We start from the raw sequence: 23691 nt of genomic DNA on the forward strand, positions 1-23691 counted from the left end.
GAGTTGATTAACCAATCTCCGAGCGATTTTGAGTTGCGCTGGGTCAGTGGCCCATTTCGCTGGAGATGATGTCGCCGAACAGCTCCCATTTTCGGCCCTTGAAGCGCATCATCTGCAGCTGCTCGATCGGGGCGAAATTGTCGGCCGCGGTGTTGATCCTGATGCCGGGCAGCAGCGTGTCGGGTTCGAAATCCTTCAGGGACGCCGCCTGCTTCATGACGTTGTCGCGGGTGAGGTCGTCGCCGCACATCTGCAGCACCTTCACCATGGTCTGGGCTGCGGCATAGCCGAACACGACGCCGGCATCGAGCTTGTTGGCCTTGGGATCGTATTGAGCGACGAAGTTGTAGAACTTCTTCATGCCGTCGTCGGCATTCCACTGCGGATCGGAGCCGTCCTTGGTGTAGCTCGCCGACAGCAGGCCTTGCGAGATCTCCAGGCCCGCGGGCTCGATCACGCCGCCGACCGAGGCCGAGACGTTGGAGACGATGTGGACCGGATGCCAGTTGATCTCTGCCGCCTTCTTGATCGCCTGCGCGGCGAATTTCGGCGTGGTGATGCTGATGAAGACGTCGGCGCCCGAGGCTTTCAGTTTCACGACGTGCTCGTCGATCGCAGGCTCGGAGGTATCGTAGGCCTCTTGCAGCACGATCATCGAGGCCTTGGGCCCGAGGCCGTCCTTCAGTCCCTTCAGGTAGTCCTTGCCGAAATCGTCGTTCTGGTAGAGCACACCGATCTTTCCGTCCGGCTTCTCCTTCATGACGAACTTGGCATAGATGCGCGCCTCGCTCGCGTAGCTCGGCTGCCAGCCCATGGTCCACGGATATTGCTTGGGATCGTTCCATTTCGAGGCGCCACTCGCCACGAACAATTGCGGCACCTTCTTCTCGTTCATGTATTTGCGGATGGCGCTGTTGGTGGAGGTCCCGAGCGAGCCGAAGATCAGCAGAACGCCATCGCTTTCGACCAGCTTGCGCGCCTGTTCCACCGTCTTCGATGGCGAATAGGCGTCGTCATAGGAGATGAACTTGATCTTGCGGCCGTTGATGCCGCCTTCGGCATTGACCTTGTTGAAATAGGCTTCCTCGGCCTTGCCGATCGCGGCGTAAGCCGAGGCCGGGCCGCTGTACGGCATGATATTGCCTATTTTGATCTCGGTATCGGATGCGCCGCTGTCGTACTTTTTCTGGGCCAGTGCCGAACTGCTCATCGCAGTGCACAAAGCGAGCGCGGTCCAGAGCGCCGCAACCTGAGAACGAACGGCAGTCATCTTTCTCCCACCCCGGAATGGATCGGTGCGGCGCATTGAACAAGAATGACGCCTAACGTCAACAAAAAGCCCCCGCGGGTTGCCCGCGGGGGCTTTGTCGTTTCTGACCGGATCCGGACTATGGCGGCAGCGTCACTCGGAGGCGACGTCGCCGCTGATGATCTCGCCGAACAGTTCCCACTTCTCGCCCTTGAAGCGCTGCATCTGCAGCTGGGCGATCGGGGCGAAGTCGGTCGGGCTGGTGTTGATCTTGACGCCCGGTAGCAGGGTATCCGGCGCGAAGTCCTTCAGGCTCGCGGCCTGCTTCATGATGTTCGCGCGGGTGAGATCGTCACCGCACATCTCCAGCACCTTGGCGAGGGTCGACGCCGCGCCGTAGCCGTAGACCATGCTGGTGTCGGACTTGTCGGCACCCGGCATGTACTTGTCGACGAACTCGTTCCACTTCTTCATGCCGGGATCGTTGGCCCACTGCGGATCGGTGGAGTCCTTGGCGTAGGCCGCCGACAGCACGCCCTCGGAGTTCTCGAAGCCGGCCGGTTTCATCACACTGCCGACCGAGATCGACACGTTGGTGAGGATCTGCAGCGGCTTCCAGTTCAGCTCGGCCGTCTTCTTGATGGTCTGGGCCGCGAACTTGGGCGTCGTATAGATCAACAGCACGTCGGGGTTGGCGGCCTTGATCTTGACGATGTGGCCGTCGATCGAGGGCTCGGATACCTCGTAGCTCTCTTCCATGATGATCATGGACGAGGCTTTGGCGCCGAGGCCGTCCTTGGTGCCCTTGAGGTAGTCCTTGCCGAAGTCGTCGTTCTGATAGAGGACCGCAACCTTGGCGTTGGGCTTTTCCTTCATCAGCCATTTTGCGTAGATCTGGGCTTCGCTCTGGTAGGAGGGCTGCCAGCCCATGGTCCAGGGGAAGTTCTTCGGGTCGTTCCACTTGGTGGCACCGGTGGCGACGAACAGCTGCGGGATCTTCTTGGAGTTGAGGTACTTCTGGATCGCGCTGTTCGAGGGCGTGCCGAGCGGATTGAAGACGACCAGGACTTCGTCGCTCTCGACCAGCTTGCGGACCTGCTCGACGGCCTTCGGCGGCGAATAGCCGTCGTCATAGGTGACGAAGTTGATCTTGCGGCCGTTGATGCCGCCCTTGTCGTTGATCATCTTGAAGAAGGCTTCTTCGGTCTTGCCGATGACGCCATAGGCCGACGCCGGACCGCTGTACGGCATGATATTGCCGATCTTGATCTCGGTATCGGACGCGCCGGTGTCGTACTTCTTCTGCGCGAATGCTGCACCGGAGGCGAGAGTGACGGCCGCCGTTGCCGTGACCAGCGCGGCGGCTCGGAGTGTTCTTCCAAACGACAATTCGATCTCCTTCTCTAATCTAACGGGTCTTCAGTTCTTCCTGAGCTTGCCGACCAATTGCTGGCCCAGGATCGCGATCTGCCTTGCGCCGTGCGGCACGAGGTAGATGACGAGGAAAAGCAGCACGCCGAACACCGCGCCGGAGAGGCCCTTGGAGATGCTCTCCGCCATGTTCGGCACGAAGATGATGAAGGCCGCACCGACGAACGAGCCGGGCAGCCAGCCGACGCCCCCGACCACCATGCCGAGGAACAACGAGATCGCGAGCGTGATGGTGTAGCTGTCGGGAGCGACGAACTGCACGGCGATGGCGCCGAGCGAGCCGGCGATACCGGTGACGGCGGCGGAGACGCCAAAGGCGAGCGTCTTGTAGCGCGCGACGTCGACGCCCATGGCGGAGGCCGCGATCTCGTTGTCGCGGATCGCCATGAAGGCGCGGCCCGAGCGGGAGCGCAGCAGGTTCACCGCGAAGATGTAGATCGCGACGGTCACGAGCAGCGTGAAGTAATACAGCCACGTGTCCTGCGACATCGGCAGGCCGAACGGAGCGTCCGGCTTGGTGACGACGAGGCCCTGCACGCCGCCTGTCCAGTGTTCCAGGAAGTTCAGCTTCAGCAGTTGCGGCATGGCAGTGGCGAGCGCGAACGTCGCGAGCGCGAGGTAGACGCCCGACAGTCGCAGGGCCGGCTTGCCGAACAGATAACCGAATCCGAAGCAGACCACGGCGGAAATCGGAATGGTCAGTGCGTAGTTGAGGTTGGCATGCTCCATCAACACCGCCGACGTATAGGCGCCGACGGCGTAGAACGCGCTCTGGCCGAGCGAGAACTGGCCGGAGCCGCCGGTCAGGATGTTCAGCGCCAGCACGGCGAGCCCGTAGATCAGGAGCATCGTCATCTGGAAGATGATGAAGTTCTTGACCAGCAAAGGCACGATCAACAGCGCTGCCAGCACCACCAGCGAGGTGCCGGTTCCCAGCGTCATGGCCCGCTTCGGAACGGCCTCGACCGCCTGATGGCCTTCGGCAACGACTTCTTCTGCTGCGCTCATGATCAAACTCGCTTGACGATGTGCCGGCCGAACAGGCCAGCGGGTTTGACGACCAGGACGGAGATGATCAGCGCGAGCGCGATCGGGAGTTTCAGCTCGTTGCCGACGCCGGGGATATAGGTACCGGCGAGGTTCTCGAAGATACCCATGAGAAAGCCGCCGACGACGGCGCCGAACGGGCTGGTCAATCCGCCGAGCACGGCGGCCGCAAAGCCGTAGATCAGGACGCCGCCCATCATGTTGGGCTCCAGGAACACGACCGGCGCGATCAGCATGCCGGCAATGGCGCCGATCGCCGACGCCATGCCCCAGCCGAGCGCGATCATCCAGCTCGTGTTGATGCCGACGAGGCGGGCGGATTCAGGCACCGAGGCGGCGGCCCGCATGGCGAGGCCGATCCGCGTGTACTGGAAGAAGAAGTACAGCGCGATCAGCAGCAGCACGGTGACGCCGATCATGCCGGCCTGGTGGGTCGAGATCAGCTGGCTGCCGAGGAACGGCGAGGAGCCGAACGGGGTCGGGTATTGCTTGATCGTGAAGTCCCAGATCAGGCCGGCCGAGGAGTTGATGATCGCGAACAGCGCGATGAAGCCGGCGACATTGGTCAGCACCGGCGCCTTGGCGAGCGGCTTGAACAGGATGCGCTCGATCGCGACGCCGCCGACGAAGGCGAAGGCCAGCGTGATCACGAATGCACCCCAATAGGGCACACCCCACTGCATCAGCTGCCACGAGATGAAAGTTGCAAACATCGCCATCTCGCCTTGCGCGAAGTTGAGATGGTCGATGGCCTGGTAGATCATCACCACGGCCAGCGCCATGCAGGCGTAAATGGCACCGGTGGCGATTCCAGCCAGGACCTGGTTGGTAAAAAGCTCCATTTGTCCCGGCTCCCTCAGTAACCCAGATAGGATTTGCGGATTTCTTCGTTGTTCGCGATGTCCTTGGCGTTGCCAGACATCACGATGCGGCCGGTCTCGATCACGTAGGCCTGGTCGGCGAGCTCGAGCGCGAGCTGGGCGTTCTGCTCGACCACGAGGATCGACACCTTGTCCTCGCGGTTGATCTTGCCGAGGATGCCGAACAGGTCGCGCACCACCAGCGGCGCGAGGCCGAACGAGGGCTCGTCCAGCAGCATCAGCCGCGGTCGCAGCATCAGGGCGCGCGCGACCGCGAGCATCTGCTGCTCGCCACCGGAGAGCGTGCCGGCCTGCTGGGTATGGCGCTGCTTCAGCACCGGGAAATGCGCATACATGCGCTCGATGTCGGAGACGATCCCGGCGCTGTCCTTGCGGGTGATGGCGCCGAGCTGCAGGTTTTCCTCCACCGTCATGGTGGTGAAGGTGCCGCGGCCCTGCGGCACGTGGGCGATGCCGAACCGCACGATGCTCTCGGTGGAGCGGTTGTTCAGCGGCTTGCCGTCGAATTCGATGCCGCCGGTGGAGCGCACCATGTTGCAGATCGCGCGCAACGTGGTGGTCTTGCCGGCGCCGTTGGCTCCGAGCAGCGTTACGAGCGAGCCCTCGTTGAGCGAGAAGGACAGGCCATGGAGCGCCTGGACCTGGCCGTAATAAGCGCGCAGATCCTTGACGTTGAGCAATGTCGTCATTGGTCCTTGCTCCCGAGATAGGCCTTGATGACGTCGGGGTCCGCCTGCACCTGGCTAGGGGTGCCCTCCGCGAGCTTCTTGCCGAAGTTCAGCGCGACGACGTGGTCGGCGATCGACATCACGAGGCCCATGTGATGCTCGACCAGCAGCACCGTCATGTGGCGCTCGGTGCGGATTTTGCGGATGAGGTCGCCGAGCACGTAGACTTCCTCGTGGTTGAGGCCGCCGGCAGGCTCGTCGAGCAACAGGATCTTCGGTTCCGCCGCCAGCGCGCGTGCCAGCTCGACGCGCTTCTGCGTGCCGAAGGGCAGGCCGGACACGATGGTGTGGGCGACGTCCTCGAGGTCGAGATAGGCGAGGATCTCGTGCACCTTCTTGTTCACGTCGCTCTCGCTGCGGCGGATCCAGGCCAGGCGCAGCGAGTCGCTGATGATGTCGCTGGAGGTTCGGGCGTGGGTTCCGACGCGGACGTTGTCCATCACCGAGAGGTTCGGAAACAGCGCCACGTTCTGGAACGTGCGGCCGATGCCGATCTCGGCGATCCGGTGCGGCGGCCGCGACAGGATGCTCGCGCCTTCCATCAGGATGTCGCCGGACGACGGCTGATAGAGCCGGGACAGGCAGTTGAAGAGCGTCGTCTTGCCGGCGCCGTTGGGGCCGATCAAGCCGAGGATCTGGCCCTTGTGCATGTCGAAGGACACGCCGTTGAGCGCAATGATGCCGCCGAACACGACGCTGACGTCGCGAACCGCGAGCAGGGGCGATGTCCCCTGCGCGAGCTGTGCCTGCGTCATCTCGTCTCGCTCACGTCGTTCAGTGAGCGAAGGGGCGATGCGAACCGCTCCCGATGATGACAAAGGCTATCTGATCCCCTCGGCCACACGAGCAAGTTTCCCTCCTGATTTCAGCTTTTTGCTGACGTCTTTTTTGGAATGCGGCATCAGACCCCCGAGTGCCGCTTCGATGTTCCTTACCATCGCTAGCAGACGCGGTCCAATGTCGTTGATCAAGCGCTCTTCCGTGAAGCGGAATGCGGGCGCGCCGCAATTGAATGCGTACGGACCGGTTCCGTCGTTGAGCCTGAGTGCGACGCCGGCGGCGCCGATGTCGTCGTGCCAGTCGCCGACGGAGATCGCGAAACCGTGTTTCGCGACGGTCTCGCCAGAACGTTCCAGTCCGTCGCGCATCTTGGGCCAGCGGCTGCCGTAATGTTCGCGCAACAGGCGCGACAGCTCCGCGCGGTCCGAATCGTCGAGCGCCCAGAAATAAGCGCGGCCCATCGCACTGGTTGCAATCGGCACGCGGGAGCCGACGTCAAGTTGAACCCCGACGGTCTCGCTGCCGCGGCTTTGCCCGAAATAAATCATGCTGTGACGGTCGCGGCCGCCGACGGCGACGGCGCCGCCGGTCGCGCGCATCAGATCCTCCCGGAACGGCTCGGACAAATGCCGAACGCCGAGATTGGCGAGCGCGGCGTAGCCGAGCGACATCGCAGCGGGTGTGAGCTGATACTTCTCGAAGCGGGGAACCGGCGCAAGATAGCCGAGCTTGGTCAAGGTGTAGGTCAGCCGCGACACGGTCGGCTTCGGCAGGTTGGTCCGAGCCGCAATCTCCTGATTGCCGAGAAGACCGTCGTTGGGGTGGAATGCGCGCAATACGTCCAGTCCGCGGGAGAGCGCGACGACGAAATTCCGATCGGTCGCGGTCTTCTTTCCTGTACGCTTCATCCCTGATCTGCTTCTTGCGCGGAGTCGTTGACAAGCCACGTGCTTCAAAATAACCCTGCCGTCAAGATGCGGAATTAAATTCCGCACCGCGAAATCGAACAAAAGCAAATCCCCACCAAGGAGGGAATACCGTGAGCGAAGTGGTCAAGCTTGAGCGTCATGATGAGGTCGGGATCGTTACGGTCGACAGCCCTCCGGTCAATGCTCTGAGTGCCGCGGTCCGCGGTGGCATCCTGGAATGCATCAAGGCCGCGATCGCCGATCCCGCCATCAAGGGCATCGTGCTGACCTGTGCCGGCCGCACCTTCATCGCCGGCGCCGACATCACCGAATTCGGCAAGCCGCCGAAGCCGCCCGCCCTCAACGACGTGCTGTCCGAGATCGAGAATTCGCCGAAGCCGGTGGTCGCCGCGATCCACGGCACGGCGCTCGGCGGCGGCCTCGAGGTCGCGCTCGCCTGTCACTACCGCGTTGCGGTGAAGGAAGCGAAGCTCGGCCTGCCCGAGGTGAAGCTCGGACTTTTACCGGGTGCCGGCGGCACCCAGCGTCTGCCGCGCGCAGTCGGTCCCGAGCTCGCGGTCAAGATGATCGTCGGCGGCGATCCGATCGGTGCGGCTGAGGCCCTCAAGCACGGTCTGATCGAGGAGATCGTCGAAGGTCCGGCCTCGGGCGGCGAGGCGTTCGTGCGCAAGCTGATCGCCGAGAAGCGTCCTCTGAAGCGTCTGCGCGACGACGATTCCAAGCTCGCGGCCGCCAAGGCCGACCGCTCGATCTTCACCAATGCGGTCGCCGCCATGACCAAGAAGTCGCGCGGGCTGGAAGCGCCGTTCGCCGCCGCCGACGCCGTCGGCTACGCCATTGACCTACCCTTCGACGAAGGTCTGAAGAAGGAGCGCGAGGGTTTCCTGAAGCTCGTCTCCAGCGACCAGTCCAAGGCGCAGCGCTATGCGTTCTTCGCCGAGCGTGAAGCCGCCAAGATCGCCGGCGTCCCCGAAGGCACCAAGCCGCGTCCCGTGAACCGCGTCGCCATCCTCGGTGCCGGCACCATGGGCGGCGGCATCGCGATGTCGTTCGCCAATGCCGGCATTCCCGTCACCCTGATCGAGACCGGCGAGGAGCAGCTCAAGCGCGGCATGGGCATCATGCAGAAGAACTGGGAAGCAACCGCCGCGCGCGGCGGCATCCCGGCCGACGCGCCCGCCAAGCGCATGGCGCTGATCAACGGCGTCGTCGGCATCGAGAACGTCGGCGATGCCGACCTCGTCATCGAGGCCGTGTTCGAGACCATGGCGGTGAAGAAGGAAGTGTTCGGCAAGCTCGACCAGTACGTCAAGCCGGGCGCCGTACTCGCCTCCAACACCTCGTACCTCAACATCGACGAGATCGCGAAGTCGACAAAGCGTCCGCAGGACGTGCTGGGCATGCACTTCTTCTCGCCCGCCAACGTCATGAAGCTGTGCGAGATCGTGCGCGCCGACAAGACCGCGCCGGATGCGCTCGTCACCGCGGTGAACATCGCCCGCAAGATCGCGAAGGTGCCGGCGGTGGTCGGCGTCTGCGACGGTTTCGTGGGCAACCGCATGCTGGCCCAGCGCGGCAAGCAGTCGGAAAAGCTGCTGTTCGAAGGCGCGCTGCCGCAGCAGGTCGACGCCGTCGTCACCAAGTTCGGCATGCCGATGGGACCGTTCGCGATGGGCGACCTCGCCGGCCTCGACATCGGCTGGCGCTCGCGCAAGGACCGCGGCATCAAGTCCGAGATCGCGGACGCGCTGTGCGAAGCCGGCCGTTTCGGCCAGAAGACCGGCAAGGGTTACTACAAATACGAAGCCGGCTCCCGCGCGCCGCTGCCGGATCCCGAAGTCGAGAAGCTGATCGACGAGACCCTGCTGCGCCTCGGCCGCAAGAAGCGCGTGGTCAGCGACGACGAGATCCTCGAGCGCATGATGTATCCGATGATCAACGAGGGGGCGAAGATCCTCGAAGAGGGCATTGCCGCGCGTCCCTCCGACATCGACGTGGTCTGGCTCTACGGCTACGGCTGGCCGATCTACCGCGGCGGCCCGATGTTCTGGGCCGACAGCGTCGGCCTCAAGCACATCGCCGATCGCCTGGCCTTCTACGCCAAGGAGACCAACGACCCGAGCCTCGAGCCGGCGCCGCTACTGAAGAAGCTCGCGGCCGAAGGCAAGACGTTCGCTTCGCTCGCAGCTTCTTCGAAGGCGGCTTGATGGGGGCCTGCACTCCCGACGTCATTCTCCGTTGCGCAATTGCGCAACGGAGATGGCCTGCAGGGCCAGGCCCGGAATTCATTTCGCCTCGGAGTGCGCTGCCCGATGGAGTCCGGGTTCGATGCTTCGCATCGCCCCGGAACGACGACCGAATGTGATGCAGAAAATGACCCATCCCGGCGAACAGTTTTATCCCGAGGGCGTGCGTTGGGACGACACCATCGTCCAGGGCTCGCTGCCTGACCTGCTGTCGAAGTCGGCTGCCGACTACGGGCCGCGCACGGCGCTCGAGTTTCGCGATCGCCCGATTACCTACACCGAGCTCGCAGCTCGGGCCGAGCGCGCGGCAGCGGCGTTCCTGCGCGCCGGTTGCGGCAAGGGCACGTCGGTCGCGCTGTTCCTCGGCAACACGCCCGATCACCCCGTCAATTTCTTCGGCGCGCTGAAGGCGGGCGCCCGCGTCGCGCATCTGTCGCCGCTCGACGGCGAGATCGCGCTGACCCACAAGGTTTCGGATTCCGGCTCGCGCCTGCTCGTCACCTCGAACCTCCAGGCCCTGCTGCCGACCGCGCTGAAGTTCCTTGAAAAGGGGCTGATCGACCGCCTCGTCGTCTGCGAGGACGATGATTGGGGCAAGGTCGGCACGCCGCAGGCCGCGATCCCAGACGATCCCCGCATCGTCACCTTCAAGGCCTTCGTCGAAGGTGCCACAGCGCCCGCGCAATGGCCGTCGGTCACGGCCGACGACGTCGCGCTGCTGCAGTACACCGGCGGCACCACCGGCCTGCCCAAGGGCGCCATGCTCACGCACGGCAATCTCACCTCGGCGGTGTCGATCTACGACGTCTGGGGCAAGCCGTCGCGCGCGGCGCGCGGCGATACGATCGAGCGCGTGATCTGCGTGCTGCCGCTGTTTCACATCTACGCGCTGACCGTCGTGCTGTTGTCCTCGCTCAGCCGCGGCAATCTGATCTCGCTGCATCAGCGCTTCGACGTCGAGGCCGTGATGCGCGACATCGAGCTCAAGCGCGCGACGTATTTTCCGGGCGTGCCGACGATGTGGATCGCGATCGCGGCGCTCCCGGATCTCGACAAGCGCGATTTCTCCTCGCTCGCCACCATCGGTTCCGGGGGCGCGCCGCTGCCGGTGGAGGTCGCGAACTTCTTCGAGCGCAAGGTCGGCAAGAAGCTGCGCAGCGGCTGGGGCATGACCGAGACCTGCTCGCCCGGCACCGGCCATCCGCCCACGGGCCCCGAGAAGCCGGGCTCGATCGGCCTGATGCTGCCCGGCATCGAGCTCGACGTCGTCGCACTGGACGATCCGACGAAAGTGCTGCCGCCCGGCGAAGTCGGCGAGATCCGCATCAAGGGCCCGAACGTTACCAAGGGCTACTGGAACAAGCCGGAGGGATCGACCGATGCCTTCGTCGACGGCCGTTTCCTCACCGGGGACATCGGCTATGTCGACGCCGACGGCTATTTCTTCCTGGTCGACCGCAAGAAGGACATGATCATCTCCGGCGGCTTCAACGTCTATCCGCAGATGATCGAGCAGGCGATCTACACGATTGCAGGCGTGCACGAGGTGATCGTGCTCGGCATTCCCGACCAGTATCGGGGCGAGGCCGCCAAGGCCTTCATCAAGCTGAAGCCCGGCGTCAAGCCGTTCTCGCTCGACGAGCTGCGCGCGCAGCTCGCCGGTAAGGTCGGCAAGCACGAATTGCCGACCGAGGTCGAGTTCGTCGACGATTTGCCGCGCACGCCGGTCGGAAAATTGTCGCGCCACGAATTGCGCCAGCAGCAGAAACCGTCACAATCCACTCAAGCCATATCAGGAGGTCGCTCTTGACCGACGCCGTCATCGTTTCCACCGCCCGCACCCCGATCGGCAAGGCCTATCGCGGCGCGCTCAATGCCACCGAGGGCGCAACCCTGCTCGGCCACGCCATCGGCGAAGCCGTCGCCCGCGCCAAGGTCGATCCGAAGGAGATCGAGGACGTCGTGATGGGCGCGGCGCTGCAGCAGGGCGCGACCGGCGGCAACATCGCGCGCAAGGCGCTGCTCCGCGCCGGCCTTCCCGTCACCGTCGCCGGTACAACGATCGACCGGCAATGCGCTTCCGGCCTGCAGGCCATCGCGCTGGCCGCGCGCTCGGTGATCTTCGACGGTGTCGAGATCGCTGTCGGCGGCGGCGGCGAGTCCATCTCGCTCGTGCAGAACGACAAGATGAACGGCTTCCACGCCCAGGATCCCGCGCTGCTCAAGATCAAGGGCGAGGTCTACATGCCCATGATCGACACCGCCGAAGTCGTCGCCAAGCGCTACGGCATCTCCCGCGAGAAGCAGGACGAGTATTCGCTGGAGAGCCAGCGCCGCACGGCGGCAGCGCAACAGGGCGGCAAGTTCAAGGAGGAGATCGCGCCGATTACGACGCAGATGGCGGTCACCGACAAGGCGACCGGCACCGTGTCGATGAAGGACGTCACGCTGTCGCAGGACGAAGGCCCGCGCCCCGAGACCACGCTCGAAGGTCTCGCCGGCCTCAAGCCTGTGCGCGGCGAGGGTTTCACCATCACCGCCGGCAATGCCAGCCAGCTCTCGGATGGCGCCAGCGCCTCCGTGATCATGAGCGACAAGGAAGCCTCGAAGCGCGGCCTCAAGCCGCTCGGCATCTTCCGCGGTTTCGTCTCCGCCGGCTGCGAGCCGGACGAGATGGGCATCGGTCCGGTCTTCGCGGTGCCGCGCCTGCTCAAGCGCCACGGCCTCACCGTCGACGACATCGGCCTGTGGGAGCTCAACGAAGCCTTCGCGGTGCAGGTGCTGTATTGCCGCGACAAGCTCGGCATCGACCCCGACAAGATCAACGTCGACGGCGGCGCGATCGCAGTCGGCCATCCCTACGGCATGTCCGGCGCGCGCCTTGCCGGCCACGCCTTGATCGAGGGCCGCCGCCGCAAGGCCAAGTATGCGGTGGTGACCATGTGCGTCGGCGGCGGCATGGGCGCGGCCGGATTGTTCGAAGTGTTGCAGTAGACGTTTCTGTCATTCCGGGGCGCCGCGACGCGGCGAGCCCGGAATCCATAACCACCGGTCGGGGATATGGATTCCGGGCCTGCGCCTTGCGGCGCATCCGGAATGACGGCGGAATTCAGTTGGAACAAGATTGGCTCACAGGAGGATCCGATGGATCTCGCATTCACGAAAGAAGAGCAGGCGTTTCGCGAGGAAGTGCGGCAGTTCTTCCGCGACAACGTGCCGCCGGATACCCGGCGCAAGATGGTCGAGGGCCGCCACCTCTCGAAGGACGAGATGGTGACGTGGTGGCGCATCCTCAACAAGAAGGGCTGGGGCGTCAGCCACTGGCCCAAGCAATATGGCGGCACCGGGTGGACCTCCGTGCAGCACTACATCTTCAACGAGGAGCTGCAGTCCTATCCCGCGCCGCAGCCGCTCGCCTTCGGCGTCAGCATGGTCGGCCCCGTCATCTACACCTTCGGCAACGAGGAGCAGAAGAAGCAGTATCTGCCGCGCATCGCCAATGTCGACGATTGGTGGTGCCAGGGCTTCTCCGAGCCCGGCTCCGGCTCCGACCTCGCCTCGCTCAAGACCAAGGCCGAGCGCAAGGGCGACAAGTGGATCATCAACGGCCAGAAGACCTGGACCACGCTCGCCCAGCACGCCGACATGATCTTCTGCCTCTGCCGCACCGATCCCGGTGCGAAGAAGCAGATGGGTATCTCCTTCATCGTGTTCTCGATGAAGTCGAAAGGCGTCACCGTGCGTCCGATCCAGACCATCGACGGCGGCCATGAGGTCAACGAGGTCTTCTTCGACGACGTGGAGGTCCCGGTCGAGAACCTGATCGGCGAGGAGAACAAGGGCTGGGATTACGCAAAATTCCTGCTCGGCAACGAGCGCACCGGCATCGCCCGCGTCGGCGTCTCCAAGGAGCGGCTGCGCCGCATCCGTGATCTCGCCGGCAAGGTCGAATCCGGCGGCAAGCCGATCATCCAGGACGCCGCGTTCCGCGAGAAGCTGGCCGCCTGCGAGATCGAGCTGAAGGCGCTCGAGCTCACGCAGCTGCGCGTCGTCGCCGACGAGGGCAAGCACGGCAAGGGCAAGCCCAATCCGGCTTCCTCCGTGCTGAAGATCAAGGGCTCCGAGATCCAGCAGACCACCACCGAGCTCCTGATGGAAGTGATCGGCCCGTTCGCCGCGCCCTACGACGAGCACGGCGACGACGGCTCGAACGAAGCCATGGACTGGACCGCCCAGATCGCGCCGAGCTATTTCAACAACCGCAAGGTCTCGATCTACGGCGGCTCCAACGAGATCCAGCGCAACATCATCGCCAAGGCGGTGCTGGGGCTCTAGCCGTCATTCCGGGCGCGCGCAGGGCGAGCTACGGTGCGCAATTGCGCACCTGAGAATCCATAACCACGATCGGGAGTATGGATCCCGGGCTCGCGCTGCGCGCGCCCCGGGATGACTAAACGAAAATTTCGGGTACGAGGAACCAAAGACATGGATTTTGATCTGAACGAGGAGCAGCGGCTTCTCAAGGACAGCATCGACGGGCTGCTGACCGATTCCTACGATTTCGATAGCCGCAAGAAATATATGAAGGAAAAGGGCGGCTGGAGCAAAGCGGTCTGGGGCAAGCTCGCCGAGCAGGGTCTGCTCGGCCTGCCGTTCGCGGAGGCCGACGGCGGCTTCGGTGGCGGCGGCGTCGAGACCATGATCGTGATGGAGGCGCTCGGCAAGGCGCTGGTGCTCGAGCCGTATCTCGCCACGGTCGTGATCGGCGGCGGGTTCCTCCGCCATGCCGGCACCGACGCGCAGAAGGCTGCGCACGTGCCCGGCATCATCGACGGCAGCAAGACGCTGGCGTTTGCCCAGCTGGAAAAGAACTCGCGCTACGATCTGTTCGACGTGTCGACGACGGCGAAGAAAAAGGGCGACGGCTGGGTGATCGACGGCGAGAAGTTCGTCGTCCTCAACGGCGAGAATGCCGACACCCTGATCGTCACCGCGCGCACCAAGGGTGATCGTCGCGACAAGAGCGGCATCGGTGTGTTCCTGGTCCCGGCGAACGCCAAGGGTGTTGCCAAGAAGAGCTATCCGACCCAGGACGGCCTGCACGCCGCCGACATCACCTTCACCGGTGTCGAGGTCGGCGCGGACGCCGTGCTCGGCAACCCCGAGGATTCGCTCGCGCTGATCGAACGCGTCGTCGATGAAGCCCGCATCGCGCTTTGCGCCGAGGCGGTCGGCCTGATGGACGAGTCGCTCAAGACCACGGTCGAGTACATCAAGACCCGAAAACAGTTCGGCGTCGCGATCGGCTCGTTCCAGTCGCTGCAGCATCGGGCGTCCGACATGTTCGTCGCGGCCGAGCAGGCCCGCTCGATGTCGATGTTTGCGACCATGGCCGGTGATTTCGAGGACGCCAAGGAGCGCGCCAACGCGATCGCCGCAGCCAAGGTGCAGATCGGCAAGTCGCTGAAGTTCGTGGGCCAGCAGGCGATCCAGCTCCATGGCGGCATCGGCATGACCATGGAAGCGAGGATCGGCCACTACTTCAAGCGCCTCACCATGATCGAGAACAGCTTTGGTGACACTGACTACCACCAGCGCCGCGTCGCGGATGCGGGCGGGTTGATCTGACCTGTCATCCCGGGGCGCGCGAAGCGCGAGCCCGGGATCCGTAACCACGATCGGGAGTATGGATTCCGGGCTCGCGCCACGAGGCGTGCCCCGGAATGACGAAGCATTCGAGGAACCCTCATGAAAAACACCCCGTTCGATCTCACCGGCAAGGTCGCCGTGGTCACCGGCTCCAGCCGTGGCATCGGCCGCTCCTCCGCCGAATTGCTGGCGAAGCTCGGTGCCAAGGTCGTGGTCTCATCGCGCAAAGCGGAAGCCTGCCAGGAGGTCGCCGACGGCATCATCGCGGCCGGGGGCGACGCCACCGTCATCCCCTGCAACATCGCGCGCAAGGCCGAGGTCGAGGCGCTGATCTCGGGCGCCACGAAGCATTACGGCAAGATCGACATCCTGGTCTGCAACGCGGCCGTCAATCCTTACTATGGCCCGCTGCTCGACATCACCGACGAGGCCTTCGACAAGATCATGGGCTCCAACGTCAAGAGCAACATCTGGCTCTCCGCGCTGGCGATCCCGCAGATGGCCGAGCGCGGCAACGGCTCCGTCATCATCATTTCCTCGATCGGGGGCTTGCGCGGCTCCACCGTGATCGGCGCCTATGGCATCTCCAAGGCCGCCGATTTCGCGCTGTGCCGCTCGCTCGCCGGTGAATGGGGCCCGAAAGGCGTCCGCGTCAACTGCATCGCGCCCGGCCTCGTCAAGACCGATTTCGCCCGCGCGCTGTGGGAGGACGAAGCCAACCTCAAGCGCCGCACCGCCACCACGCCGCTGCGCCGCATCGGCGAGCCCGACGAGATCGCCGGCGCGGTGGCCTATCTTGCCTCGGATGCATCGAGCTTCATGACGGGGCAGACCATCGTGATCGACGGCGGCGTCACCACCGCCGCGGTATAGCCGCCGCCCGCAGGGCTACGGCCCGCGCGCGTCGCGGCGCCCGGCGAGTGCGCTTTCGATGGCGCGCGCGACGATCAGGGACGATCGTTCGTCGAGATGCACCCCGTCGTCCCAGCGCAGCTCGCTTCCCGGCGGATCGATCGGCAGCCAGAGGCTGCGGTCGGGGAAGGCGTCGTGGACGATCTCGCCGGTCGTCCGGACCATGCGCGAGCCCTCGATCTCCGGCGCGAAGGGAATGTGAATCAGGAAGACGCGAACGCCGCGCCGCTGCAGATCGTCGATGAGTTGCCGCATGCGGACCACGTTCGCGCGTGCCGGGGCGGTCGGGTCGCCGTCATTCATCTGCTGCAGCGCGCGGTCGAGATAGACCTTGTTGTCGAACGTACCGGGCGGGCGGCTCAGCAGGCGATCTTGCTCGGCGCGCGACCGGGCGGCATCGGGGCCGGCATGATTCCAGGTCTCATAGGCGGCGATCGCCGTCCGCACCGGCCGCAGCAGCAGTGCCTCCACGCCCGCGCCATGCGAAAATGTCTCGATCAGCGCGCCGTCGGCTTCGCGCGACAGCACATTGGTCTCGATCAGGACGGTCTTCGGCAGGCGCGCTTGCCCGGCGACAATGGCGAGGCCGGTCACCGGTGAACCGCCGGCCAGCGCCAAATTGCGCAGGCGCGGCAGCGAGAAATACTGCTCCTTGAGACGCCACGTGACCGAGCTGCCGACCAGCACGATGTCAGGCGTCGGCTCCTGAACATAGCGGTTGAGGGTGACGAGGGTGCCGTCGCGCGTGGTGACGGCAGGCTGCTGCAGGGCCGCGCCGTAGCGTGGCGTGGCCAGGCTGCAGACCAGCAGCAGCGCGGCCGCGGCCACCGCGCACCTGACCAGCCATGAAAGCGTCGAGACCTGCTGCATCGTCAGAACTGGAAGTAGATGAAGGCGCTGTCGGGGCCGGCTTCGAGAAGAGCCAGCGCCGCGAGCCCGCCATAGAGATATGGCTCCCACCGCCGCAGCCGGCCCGCGACCAGCACGCCGATGCCGGCATGCTGGACGATCACCGGCAGAGCGTAGAGCAAGGCGAGATTGATGAATAGCTTGGGCGGATTGGGCGCGTCGGTCGCGATGAACATCCCCTTGAGGTAGCCGAGCGCATGGTCGAAGTTCGGCAGCTTGAAGAAGATCCAGAGCAAGGTGACGCAGAAGAACACGATGCCCATCCTGATCACCCGCAGCGCCCGAGCCTCATGGTTGACAAGCTTCAGGAACGGCCGCTCGACCACCAGCAGCAGCCCGTGCGCCATGCCCCACAGCGCGTAGCTCAGGCTCGCGCCGTGCCAGAGTCCGCCGAGCGTCATCACGATCATCAGGTTGAGACAGGTGCGCAACCCACCATGCCGGTTGCCGCCGAGAGGAATGTAGAGATATGTCCTGAGCCAGGTCGACAGGGAGATGTGCCAGCGCGTCCAGAACTCGGAGAACGAGGTCGAGATGTAGGGCAGGTTGAAGTTTTGGGGCAACCGATAGCCGAACAGCAGCCCGAGCCCGAGCGCAATCGCCGAGTAGCCGAAGAAGTCGGCGTAGATCTGGTAGCTGTAGAGAAACACCAGCAGCCAGCGATCCTGCGTGCGCAGCGTCTCGTAGAGCGGGAAGTCCATGTAGGACGTCATCTCGTTGAGATTGTTCGCCACATACAGCTTGAAGAAATAGCCGACAAGAATCCACTTCGTCGCCTCGACGAAGGCGACGTCGCCGATCCGCTTCGGCGCGATCTGCGGCATGAACTGCGCCGCACGCGTGATCGGCCCGGACACCAGCTGCGGGAAGAAGATGATGTAGAGGAACACGTCGCGCAGGCGCGCCGTGCGCTCCCCGCGCGTGAGGTCGACCAGCAGGCTGATGTTGTGGAACACGAAGAACGAAATGCCGATCGGCAGCGGCAGCCGCAGCAGGAAGTCGATCGGGGCGGCGCCGGTCAGCTGCGCTGCGCCGGCGTCGACGAACAGAAACTTGTATTTGAAGAACGCCAGCAGGCCGAGATTGAAGACGATGCCGGCCGGCATCCAGACGGCGCGGTTATCGAACGCGAGCACCAGGCAGACATAAGTGCCCAGCACCGCGACGAGCAGCAGCGGCAGCAGCTCGGGCTGGCCGAAACCGTAGAAGAACACGCTCGCCAGCACCAGCAGCTGCACCTGGAAGCGCCGCAGCGGAGCCAGGTAATAGGCGCCGAACACCACCGCGACGAAGACGCCGAACTGAAAGGAAGTAAACGTCATGCCGCCCCATTGCCCCGGCATGGCGTTTAGCATTTTGGTCGGGATGGTCATAGCCTTGCGGGCCATGCAGGGATGCGACTTTTGGTTGCCGGCATGAGGGGCCTCGCTTACCATCCCCTGGATGGGCACGACGGGATGGGGTGAAGACGGGCCATGGTGTCAGCATCGATCCGACGCAACGCCGCGAAAAAGCTGAGGGCGAATACAATCCCACATGAGCGGATCCTGTGGCGTGCCCTCAAGGAATTGCCGATCGAGGGCTCACACTTCCGCCGTCAGGCGCCGATCGGTCCATACATCGTCGACTTCTTCTGCCCCGCCAAGCGTCTCATCATCGAGCTCGACGGCGGCCACCACAATGAAGACGCCGTGGCCGCACGCGACCTCGACCGCCAACGCTGGCTCGAACACGAAGGTTACCGCGTCATCCGGTTCTGGAACACGTAGATCACAGGAGACCTGACAGCAGTTCTCGAACGTATCTATGTCGAGCTCTACGGATCGCGCGAAGCCGAGACGACGCCGCTGAAGCATCGCCGAACTTAGCGAATCGGGCGCTCTTCTCTTACCCTCCCCTGGAGGGGGAGGGTCGGCTTACATTGAGCGTAGCGAAATGTGAGACGGGGTGGGGTGACGGTCTCTCCACATCCGACACCGCCCGTGTTGAGAGATCACCCCGCCCCGCTCGCGCTACGCGCGATCGACCCTCCCCCTCCAGGGGAGGGTAAGGAACGCGCCCTGCATCCCACCTTGACCTTCTGCCTCCAATCCGCTCCCTTTGGCCCGACACAACGACCCCTCCGGGAAACGCCAAGAAAGCATCAAGGTAACTTCCATGTCTTTCGTCCTCGCCATCGACCAGGGCACCACCTCCTCGCGCGCGATCGTGTTTCGCGGCGACATATCCATCGCGGCGAAGGCGCAAGCCGAGTTTCCGCAGCATTTCCCGGCCTCGGGCTGGGTCGAACACGAGCCTGAGGATATCTGGACGTCGACCGTGAAGGTCTGCCGCGACGCGATCGCGCAGGCCGGCATCGGCGCAAAGGACATCGCCGCGATCGGCATCACCAATCAGCGCGAGACCACCGTGGTGTGGGACCGCGCGACGGGGCAGGCCGTGCACCGCGCCATCGTCTGGCAGGATCGCCGCACCGCCGAGATATGCGCAAGGCTCAAGGCCGACGGCCGCGAGCCCGTGATCTCGCAGAAGACCGGCCTGATCATCGATCCCTATTTCTCCGGCACCAAGATCGCGTGGATTCTCGATCACGTTCCCGGCGCCCGCGCCCGCGCCGCGCGCGGCGAGTTGATGTTCGGCACCGTCGATTGCTATCTGCTGTGGCGCCTCACCGGCGGAAAGGTGCACGCCACCGACGCCACCAACGCCTCGCGCACGCTGCTATTCAACATCCACACCGGGCAGTGGGACGACGAGCTGCTGGAGATCATCGGCGTGCCGCGCTCGATGCTGCCCGAGGTGAAGGATTCCTCCGCCCGCTTCGGCGAGAGCACGCCCGATCTGTTTGGCGGCGCGATCGTGATTTCCGGCATCGCCGGCGACCAGCAGGCCGCCACGATCGGCCAGGCCTGCTTCCGCCCGGGCATGATGAAGTCCACCTACGGCACGGGCTGCTTTGCCCTGCTGAACACCGGCACCACGCCCGTGGTGTCCAAGAACAAGCTGCTCACCACCGTCGCCTACCAGCTCGACGGCAAACGCACCTACGCGCTGGAAGGCTCGATCTTTGTTGCCGGCTCTGCCGTGCAGTGGCTGCGCGACGGCCTCGGCATCATCAAGCACGCCGCAGAGACCGGGCCTCTGGCCGATCAGTCCGATTCCATGCAGAGCGTTTACCTCGTCCCCGCCTTCGTCGGCATGGGCGCGCCCTATTGGAATCCGCGCGTACGAGGCGCGCTGTTCGGCCTCACCCGCAACACCGGCCCGGCCGAGCTCGCCCACGCCGCGCTGGAAAGCGTCTGCTACCAGACCTTCGACCTCTGGGCCGCGATGCGCGCAGACTGGCCGAGCTCGGAGACGGCCAGCGTCGTCCTCCGCGTCGACGGCGGCATGACCGCGTCGGACTGGACCATGCAGCGCCTCGCCGATCTGCTCGATGCTCCGGTCGATCGCCCCGTGATTCAGGAAACCACGGCGCTGGGCGCCGCCTATCTCGCGGGGCTCCAGGCGGGCGTCTATCCTGAACCGACCAAATTCGCCGACAATTGGCGACTGGAGCACCGCTTCAAGCCGGCGATGAGCCAGGCGACGCGCGAGCGGAAGCTCGCGGGCTGGGCGCGGGCGGTTAAGGGCGTGCTGGCGAGCGATGAGGGGGAGGGGTAGAGCGAATTCAGTAACCTGAGAAGAGCACAGTCCGCTGATTCTCCGCGGTCATTGTGAAGAGCCCTCGCGACGAAGCAATCCAGATTGTCTCTGGGGAGATATCCTGGATTGCTTCGCTCTGCTTGCACGCGCCGGCTTCCGCCCCCTTTCGCCGCCAGATCGAGATCACCGACGGAACGGCGCTGAGCACTGCGGCGCGGCAGGTGCCGGGTATCGAACATCAGCCGGGCCAGAAGCAGAATTTACATCCTGTTCGTTATTGTAGCAGCAAATTCGTCTGTAAAAGGAACCTTTGGTTATCCCAACTTGCAAAGTAGCATCTGAGTTTCGAGAGATGCAAAATTGAAACTCCATCGGTCAAGTGCTTCCAATCCATCCTTTGCAACTTGGTATTCCGGATGGCCTGCCATTATCGTTGCGACGGTCGCGCTGTACTCTGACGTGGGCCTAGCCTCCTCGAGCAGCGCGAGCATTCCTCTTTCGAGTTGGTTCAACTTTCTTCGATCCGAAGGATTTGCAAGGCACTCTTTTGCTAGAGCTGACAATCGTTCGATCGCCTCACTCACAAAAGTGCCAATCTCGAACCGAGCCTTAACCGTTCGATTGGTTTCATTTAGATACGTATGTTCAACGACGCGACGCCCTTTATCATCCCGTCCCTGCAGTCGATAGTTGATTAGGATCAGATGCTGCTGAGGATCGTCCCGCGTCGGATCGACCAGATCTCCCTCGGCTACAATGTCGTAATCCCCTTTGTTGACATTGCAGCGCTTGCAGGCCGGTAGCAGGTTTACCCATTCTACGACCTTCGTGGGATGCCGGCTCTTACAGTAGTAATGATCAACCTCCATGTATTTGGATTCTTCATCTATACGCGTCTCACAATACACGCACTTGTTGCGCGACATCGCGAGCAATGCTTTGCGAATGTAAGGTTTATTCCAGACCGCCTTGCTATCATCTGCGAGATATTCGGCTGTTAGCTCCCGGACTATTGTCGGGGTAAGCTCGTGAGGACCAAGGCCGCGATGAACCCTAATCATCGAAGCGGCCCCTGATCGGTCCCGCCTGAAGTCTTATCAGTTTGCGTAGATGACTAGTTGGATGGATCATAGCGTCGAGTTCTGTCATCCAGAATCTTACCGACTCGGAATCGTCGCGCTCGATTGCTAAATCAAACTGTCGCATTGCATTTGAGAATATCTCTGAGGTGGTGTCACTAAGTCCCATAACATCAGTCAATATTTCCTCGAGGCTCCAACCTTTAAAGCCGTATCGACTCGTCTCGAACTTGCCGACGCGAGGTGCCGAAGTCCCATCACTAACGAGAGCAATAACCTCACCATTCTCTGCATGTTGAATCATATGGGGACTGTGCGTAGTCACGATGAATTGCGCAAAAGGGTATGCCTTCTTCAATGCGCTAACGATGGCTTGCTGCCATGTCGGGTGAAGATGAAGATCGAGTTCATCGATTAGGACTACACCCGAAAACGACTGAGCAGGTTCTTCGAAGCCTCTAATCTCAATCTCGCGAATTATTCCTAACAGCATAGCAAGTGAAGCTCGGAATCCGGACGATAGATACTCGAAGGGGACGCTGCCTTGAGGGGTGTCGACATATGTATCGAATGACGCGGCGTCGACTGTGCGGAAGCGAACGCGGTGATCCAAGATAGAAAAGCACTCTTTTGCGAAGGCCAAATCAGCTTCTTGCCGCGAGGTCAAGCTCCCAGGATGGGCTGAAAATAGGTAACGGTTGGCAAGCCAGCGCTTTAAATCACCCTGGTCGATACCGAGGATTGCCGAATTGCTCCAGTGGTTAGTGTCACTCGGTGGGTCACGAGCAATTGCTTCCAATCGAGAGTACAGGAAGTCCCGCGTTGCTTTAAAGTAAAGTACTGATCGACTCGATTCCACGAACACGGCTTGCGGCTTGTCGTGCTCACCTGGGAGAAGACCTTCGGACGATCCTGTCGCTCTTTGCGACACGCCACCTTTCACAAAATCTACACTCCAATTCCCCGGTTGGCTAGACGCAGACCGCCGTCGCAGAGCTGATTGATGATGAGAGAACGCGCGAGCGACCACGGACAATACGGTGCTTTTACCTACGCCATTTGCACCGCATAGAAGATTGAATCGCGACGAGAAGTCGATTTGGATTTCTTCGAAGCAACCGATATCTCTGAGCTCTAGCTTTTCAATTTTGATGGGGTCAATCCGCATAAATCACCGCATTTTCAACTTGGGCGAGCGTAGCCGAAAATCGCGCTGAAGCAAGCCGACTTTATTCTAGCGAAGCTCAATTCCATCAACTGCGCTGTCAAAAATGGCCGATCGGAAATCCTGCGCGCAGGTAAGATGTCGCGAAAAAGGATGCGGACAATGACGGATACAGGTGCCTCACAAATTCTCGGCTCTTCGCAGCTACGCTGATTCCTCTGTGTTGCGTCGGGAGCAATGGTCTCCGTCCAATATGTCTCTTGCGGCTCCGCCGCATTGGCGATGAACTACGCGGCCCTGCCGTATCCTACAACGGGAAGATCCAAGACCATGTTCCTGATCGGCCAATATGATTCCCCCTTCGTCCGCCGCGTCGCGATTGCGCTGCGGCTTTACGGGCTCGCCTTCGAGCACAGGCCGTGGTCGACCTTCGGCGATGCCGACAAGATCGCAGCCTACAATCCGCTGCGCCGCGTGCCGACGCTGGTGCTCGACGACGGCGAGGCGCTGATCGAGAGCATGGTCATCCTGGACTATCTCGATGAGCGCGTCGGCGAAGGGAAGGCGATGCTGCCGCGCAGCGGCCCGGAGCGGCGCAAGCACCTGCGCATCTGCGCGCTTGCCTCAGGTCTCGGCGACAAAGCGGTCAGCCTGCTCTATGAGCGTGTGTTGCGGAAGGAGCAGCTCACGTTGTGGGTCGAGCGCTGCCAAGCGCAGATTGCAGACGTGCTCAGCGCGCTGGAGGCCGAGCGCGCAAAGGTGACGACGCCGTATTGGCTGGGCGGTCGCATCGGCCACGCCGACGTCGCAGTCGCCTGCGTCGTCCGCTTCACCCGCGAGGCACATCCGCAGCTGTTTGACGCCTCGCGCTATCCGGCCCTGAGCGCGCATGCGAAGCGTTGCGAGGCCCTGGCGCCGTTCCAGGAGATCGTGCAGCCGCTGGCGCCGCCGAAGGGGTGAGACGCTCTCGGGGCACAAGACCGTGCGCACGGTGAGTGGTGCGCCCTATCCGCCGCGACGGCGAAGACCGTCGCAGCAGCC

Annotated in this window: 20 protein-coding genes; 9 read left to right on the top strand and 11 right to left on the bottom strand. The window is 63.2% G+C overall.

From position 1 onward, the window contains the following. Positions 1-43: 43 nt before the first annotated feature. The 7 genes from JQ580_RS01925 to JQ580_RS01955 all read right to left on the bottom strand — a co-directional run bounded on the left by JQ580_RS01925 (position 44) and on the right by JQ580_RS01955 (position 7024). Positions 44-1270: an ABC transporter substrate-binding protein gene (locus tag JQ580_RS01925; RefSeq protein WP_212278058.1), complete on the bottom strand. Its 1227-nt coding sequence runs from the start codon at positions 1268-1270 to the stop codon at positions 44-46. 132 nt (positions 1271-1402) lie between these two features. Then, positions 1403-2638, bottom strand: a complete 1236-nt coding sequence (locus tag JQ580_RS01930) for an ABC transporter substrate-binding protein (RefSeq protein WP_212278059.1) — start codon at positions 2636-2638, stop codon at positions 1403-1405. A gap of 30 nt (positions 2639-2668) precedes the next feature. After that, positions 2669-3688, bottom strand: a complete 1020-nt coding sequence (locus JQ580_RS01935; RefSeq protein ID WP_212278060.1) for a branched-chain amino acid ABC transporter permease — start codon at positions 3686-3688, stop codon at positions 2669-2671. 2 nt (positions 3689-3690) lie between these two features. After that, the gene (locus JQ580_RS01940) at positions 3691-4569 is read right to left on the bottom strand and encodes a branched-chain amino acid ABC transporter permease (RefSeq protein ID WP_212278061.1); all 879 of its coding nucleotides are present in this window, start codon (positions 4567-4569) and stop codon (positions 3691-3693) included. 14 nt (positions 4570-4583) lie between these two features. Beyond that, on the bottom strand, positions 4584-5297 hold the full coding sequence (locus tag JQ580_RS01945) for an ABC transporter ATP-binding protein (RefSeq protein ID WP_018318824.1): 714 nt from the start codon (positions 5295-5297) through the stop codon (positions 4584-4586). Next, a complete protein-coding gene (locus JQ580_RS01950) occupies positions 5294-6091 on the bottom strand; it encodes an ABC transporter ATP-binding protein (protein ID WP_212278062.1) in 798 nt (265 codons plus the stop codon). The genes JQ580_RS01945 and JQ580_RS01950 overlap by 4 nt, the downstream gene beginning before the upstream one ends. A gap of 66 nt (positions 6092-6157) precedes the next feature. After that, on the bottom strand, positions 6158-7024 hold the full coding sequence (locus JQ580_RS01955; RefSeq protein WP_212279176.1) for an IclR family transcriptional regulator: 867 nt from the start codon (positions 7022-7024) through the stop codon (positions 6158-6160). 131 nt (positions 7025-7155) lie between these two features. On the opposite strand from JQ580_RS01955, the gene JQ580_RS01960 reads away from it, so the two are divergent. The 6 genes from JQ580_RS01960 (at position 7156) to JQ580_RS01985 (ending at position 15813) form a co-directional block, all read left to right on the top strand. Then, positions 7156-9252, top strand: a complete 2097-nt coding sequence (locus tag JQ580_RS01960) for a 3-hydroxyacyl-CoA dehydrogenase NAD-binding domain-containing protein (RefSeq protein WP_212278063.1) — start codon at positions 7156-7158, stop codon at positions 9250-9252. Between the two features lie 166 nt (positions 9253-9418). Next, a complete protein-coding gene (gene pimA / locus JQ580_RS01965; RefSeq protein ID WP_212279177.1) occupies positions 9419-11101 on the top strand; it encodes a dicarboxylate--CoA ligase PimA in 1683 nt (560 codons plus the stop codon). Next, on the top strand, positions 11098-12285 hold the full coding sequence (locus JQ580_RS01970; protein ID WP_212278064.1) for an acetyl-CoA C-acyltransferase: 1188 nt from the start codon (positions 11098-11100) through the stop codon (positions 12283-12285). Before pimA ends, JQ580_RS01970 begins: the two co-directional genes overlap by 4 nt. A gap of 150 nt (positions 12286-12435) precedes the next feature. After that, positions 12436-13626 (top strand): pimeloyl-CoA dehydrogenase large subunit, encoded by a 1191-nt coding sequence (gene pimC, locus JQ580_RS01975; protein ID WP_212278065.1) that lies wholly within the window; start codon positions 12436-12438, stop codon positions 13624-13626. Positions 13627-13776: 150 nt separating this feature from the next. Continuing rightward, positions 13777-14919 (top strand): pimeloyl-CoA dehydrogenase small subunit, encoded by a 1143-nt coding sequence (gene pimD, locus JQ580_RS01980; RefSeq protein ID WP_212278066.1) that lies wholly within the window; start codon positions 13777-13779, stop codon positions 14917-14919. A gap of 120 nt (positions 14920-15039) precedes the next feature. Continuing rightward, on the top strand, positions 15040-15813 hold the full coding sequence (locus tag JQ580_RS01985) for an SDR family NAD(P)-dependent oxidoreductase (RefSeq protein ID WP_212278067.1): 774 nt from the start codon (positions 15040-15042) through the stop codon (positions 15811-15813). A gap of 15 nt (positions 15814-15828) precedes the next feature. Here the strand turns inward: JQ580_RS01985 and JQ580_RS01990 are convergent, their stop codons facing one another. After that, positions 15829-16680 (bottom strand): hypothetical protein, encoded by an 852-nt coding sequence (locus tag JQ580_RS01990; RefSeq protein WP_212278068.1) that lies wholly within the window; start codon positions 16678-16680, stop codon positions 15829-15831. A gap of 44 nt (positions 16681-16724) precedes the next feature. Continuing rightward, complete coding sequence (locus JQ580_RS01995; RefSeq protein ID WP_212278069.1) at positions 16725-18083, bottom strand: MBOAT family O-acyltransferase; 1359 nt, start codon at positions 18081-18083, stop codon at positions 16725-16727. 153 nt (positions 18084-18236) lie between these two features. Here JQ580_RS01995 and JQ580_RS02000 point away from each other — a divergent pair, with 153 nt between their 5' ends. Continuing rightward, positions 18237-18530, top strand: coding sequence for an endonuclease domain-containing protein (locus tag JQ580_RS02000; protein WP_249133894.1), 294 nt, complete (start codon positions 18237-18239; stop codon positions 18528-18530). 388 nt (positions 18531-18918) lie between these two features. After that, complete coding sequence (gene glpK, locus JQ580_RS02005) at positions 18919-20424, top strand: glycerol kinase GlpK (protein ID WP_212278070.1); 1506 nt, start codon at positions 18919-18921, stop codon at positions 20422-20424. 296 nt (positions 20425-20720) lie between these two features. Here glpK and JQ580_RS02010 read toward each other — a convergent pair whose 3' ends face one another. Together JQ580_RS02010 and JQ580_RS02015 are read right to left on the bottom strand one after the other, a co-directional pair. Then, positions 20721-21467, bottom strand: coding sequence for an HNH endonuclease (locus JQ580_RS02010; protein WP_212278071.1), 747 nt, complete (start codon positions 21465-21467; stop codon positions 20721-20723). Beyond that, on the bottom strand, positions 21460-22653 hold the full coding sequence (locus JQ580_RS02015) for an AAA family ATPase (RefSeq protein ID WP_212278072.1): 1194 nt from the start codon (positions 22651-22653) through the stop codon (positions 21460-21462). Before JQ580_RS02015 ends, JQ580_RS02010 begins: the two co-directional genes overlap by 8 nt. A gap of 327 nt (positions 22654-22980) precedes the next feature. Between JQ580_RS02015 and JQ580_RS02020 the strand changes: the two genes are divergently transcribed. Continuing rightward, entirely contained in the window at positions 22981-23610 is a 630-nt protein-coding gene (locus JQ580_RS02020; protein WP_212278073.1) for a glutathione S-transferase family protein, read from the top strand. Positions 23611-23691 lie beyond the last annotated feature (81 nt).

This window comes from Bradyrhizobium sp. SZCCT0148 (assembly GCF_018129985.1).
Classification (GTDB): Bacteria; Pseudomonadota; Alphaproteobacteria; order Rhizobiales; family Xanthobacteraceae; genus Bradyrhizobium; species Bradyrhizobium japonicum_H.

Bases quoted from the DNA above. Each gene is read 5' to 3' on its own strand.
- JQ580_RS01925 (WP_212278058.1), bottom strand. From the start codon at position 1,270: ATGACTGCCGTTCGTTCTCAGGTTGCGGCGCTCTGGACCGCGCTCGCT.
- JQ580_RS01935 (WP_212278060.1), bottom strand. From the start codon at position 3,688: ATGAGCGCAGCAGAAGAAGTCGTTGCCGAAGGCCATCAGGCGGTCGAG.
- JQ580_RS01940 (WP_212278061.1), bottom strand. From the start codon at position 4,569: ATGGAGCTTTTTACCAACCAGGTCCTGGCTGGAATCGCCACCGGTGCC.
- JQ580_RS01945 (WP_018318824.1), bottom strand. From the start codon at position 5,297: ATGACGACATTGCTCAACGTCAAGGATCTGCGCGCTTATTACGGCCAG.
- JQ580_RS01950 (WP_212278062.1), bottom strand. From the start codon at position 6,091: ATGACGCAGGCACAGCTCGCGCAGGGGACATCGCCCCTGCTCGCGGTT.
- JQ580_RS01955 (WP_212279176.1), bottom strand. From the start codon at position 7,024: ATGAAGCGTACAGGAAAGAAGACCGCGACCGATCGGAATTTCGTCGTC.
- pimA (WP_212279177.1), top strand. From the start codon at position 9,419: ATGACCCATCCCGGCGAACAGTTTTATCCCGAGGGCGTGCGTTGGGAC.
- pimC (WP_212278065.1), top strand. From the start codon at position 12,436: ATGGATCTCGCATTCACGAAAGAAGAGCAGGCGTTTCGCGAGGAAGTG.
- pimD (WP_212278066.1), top strand. From the start codon at position 13,777: ATGGATTTTGATCTGAACGAGGAGCAGCGGCTTCTCAAGGACAGCATC.
- JQ580_RS01985 (WP_212278067.1), top strand. From the start codon at position 15,040: ATGAAAAACACCCCGTTCGATCTCACCGGCAAGGTCGCCGTGGTCACC.
- JQ580_RS01995 (WP_212278069.1), bottom strand. From the start codon at position 18,083: ATGACGTTTACTTCCTTTCAGTTCGGCGTCTTCGTCGCGGTGGTGTTC.
- JQ580_RS02000 (WP_249133894.1), top strand. From the start codon at position 18,237: ATGGTGTCAGCATCGATCCGACGCAACGCCGCGAAAAAGCTGAGGGCG.
- glpK (WP_212278070.1), top strand. From the start codon at position 18,919: ATGTCTTTCGTCCTCGCCATCGACCAGGGCACCACCTCCTCGCGCGCG.
- JQ580_RS02010 (WP_212278071.1), bottom strand. From the start codon at position 21,467: ATGATTAGGGTTCATCGCGGCCTTGGTCCTCACGAGCTTACCCCGACA.
- JQ580_RS02015 (WP_212278072.1), bottom strand. From the start codon at position 22,653: ATGCGGATTGACCCCATCAAAATTGAAAAGCTAGAGCTCAGAGATATC.
- JQ580_RS02020 (WP_212278073.1), top strand. From the start codon at position 22,981: ATGTTCCTGATCGGCCAATATGATTCCCCCTTCGTCCGCCGCGTCGCG.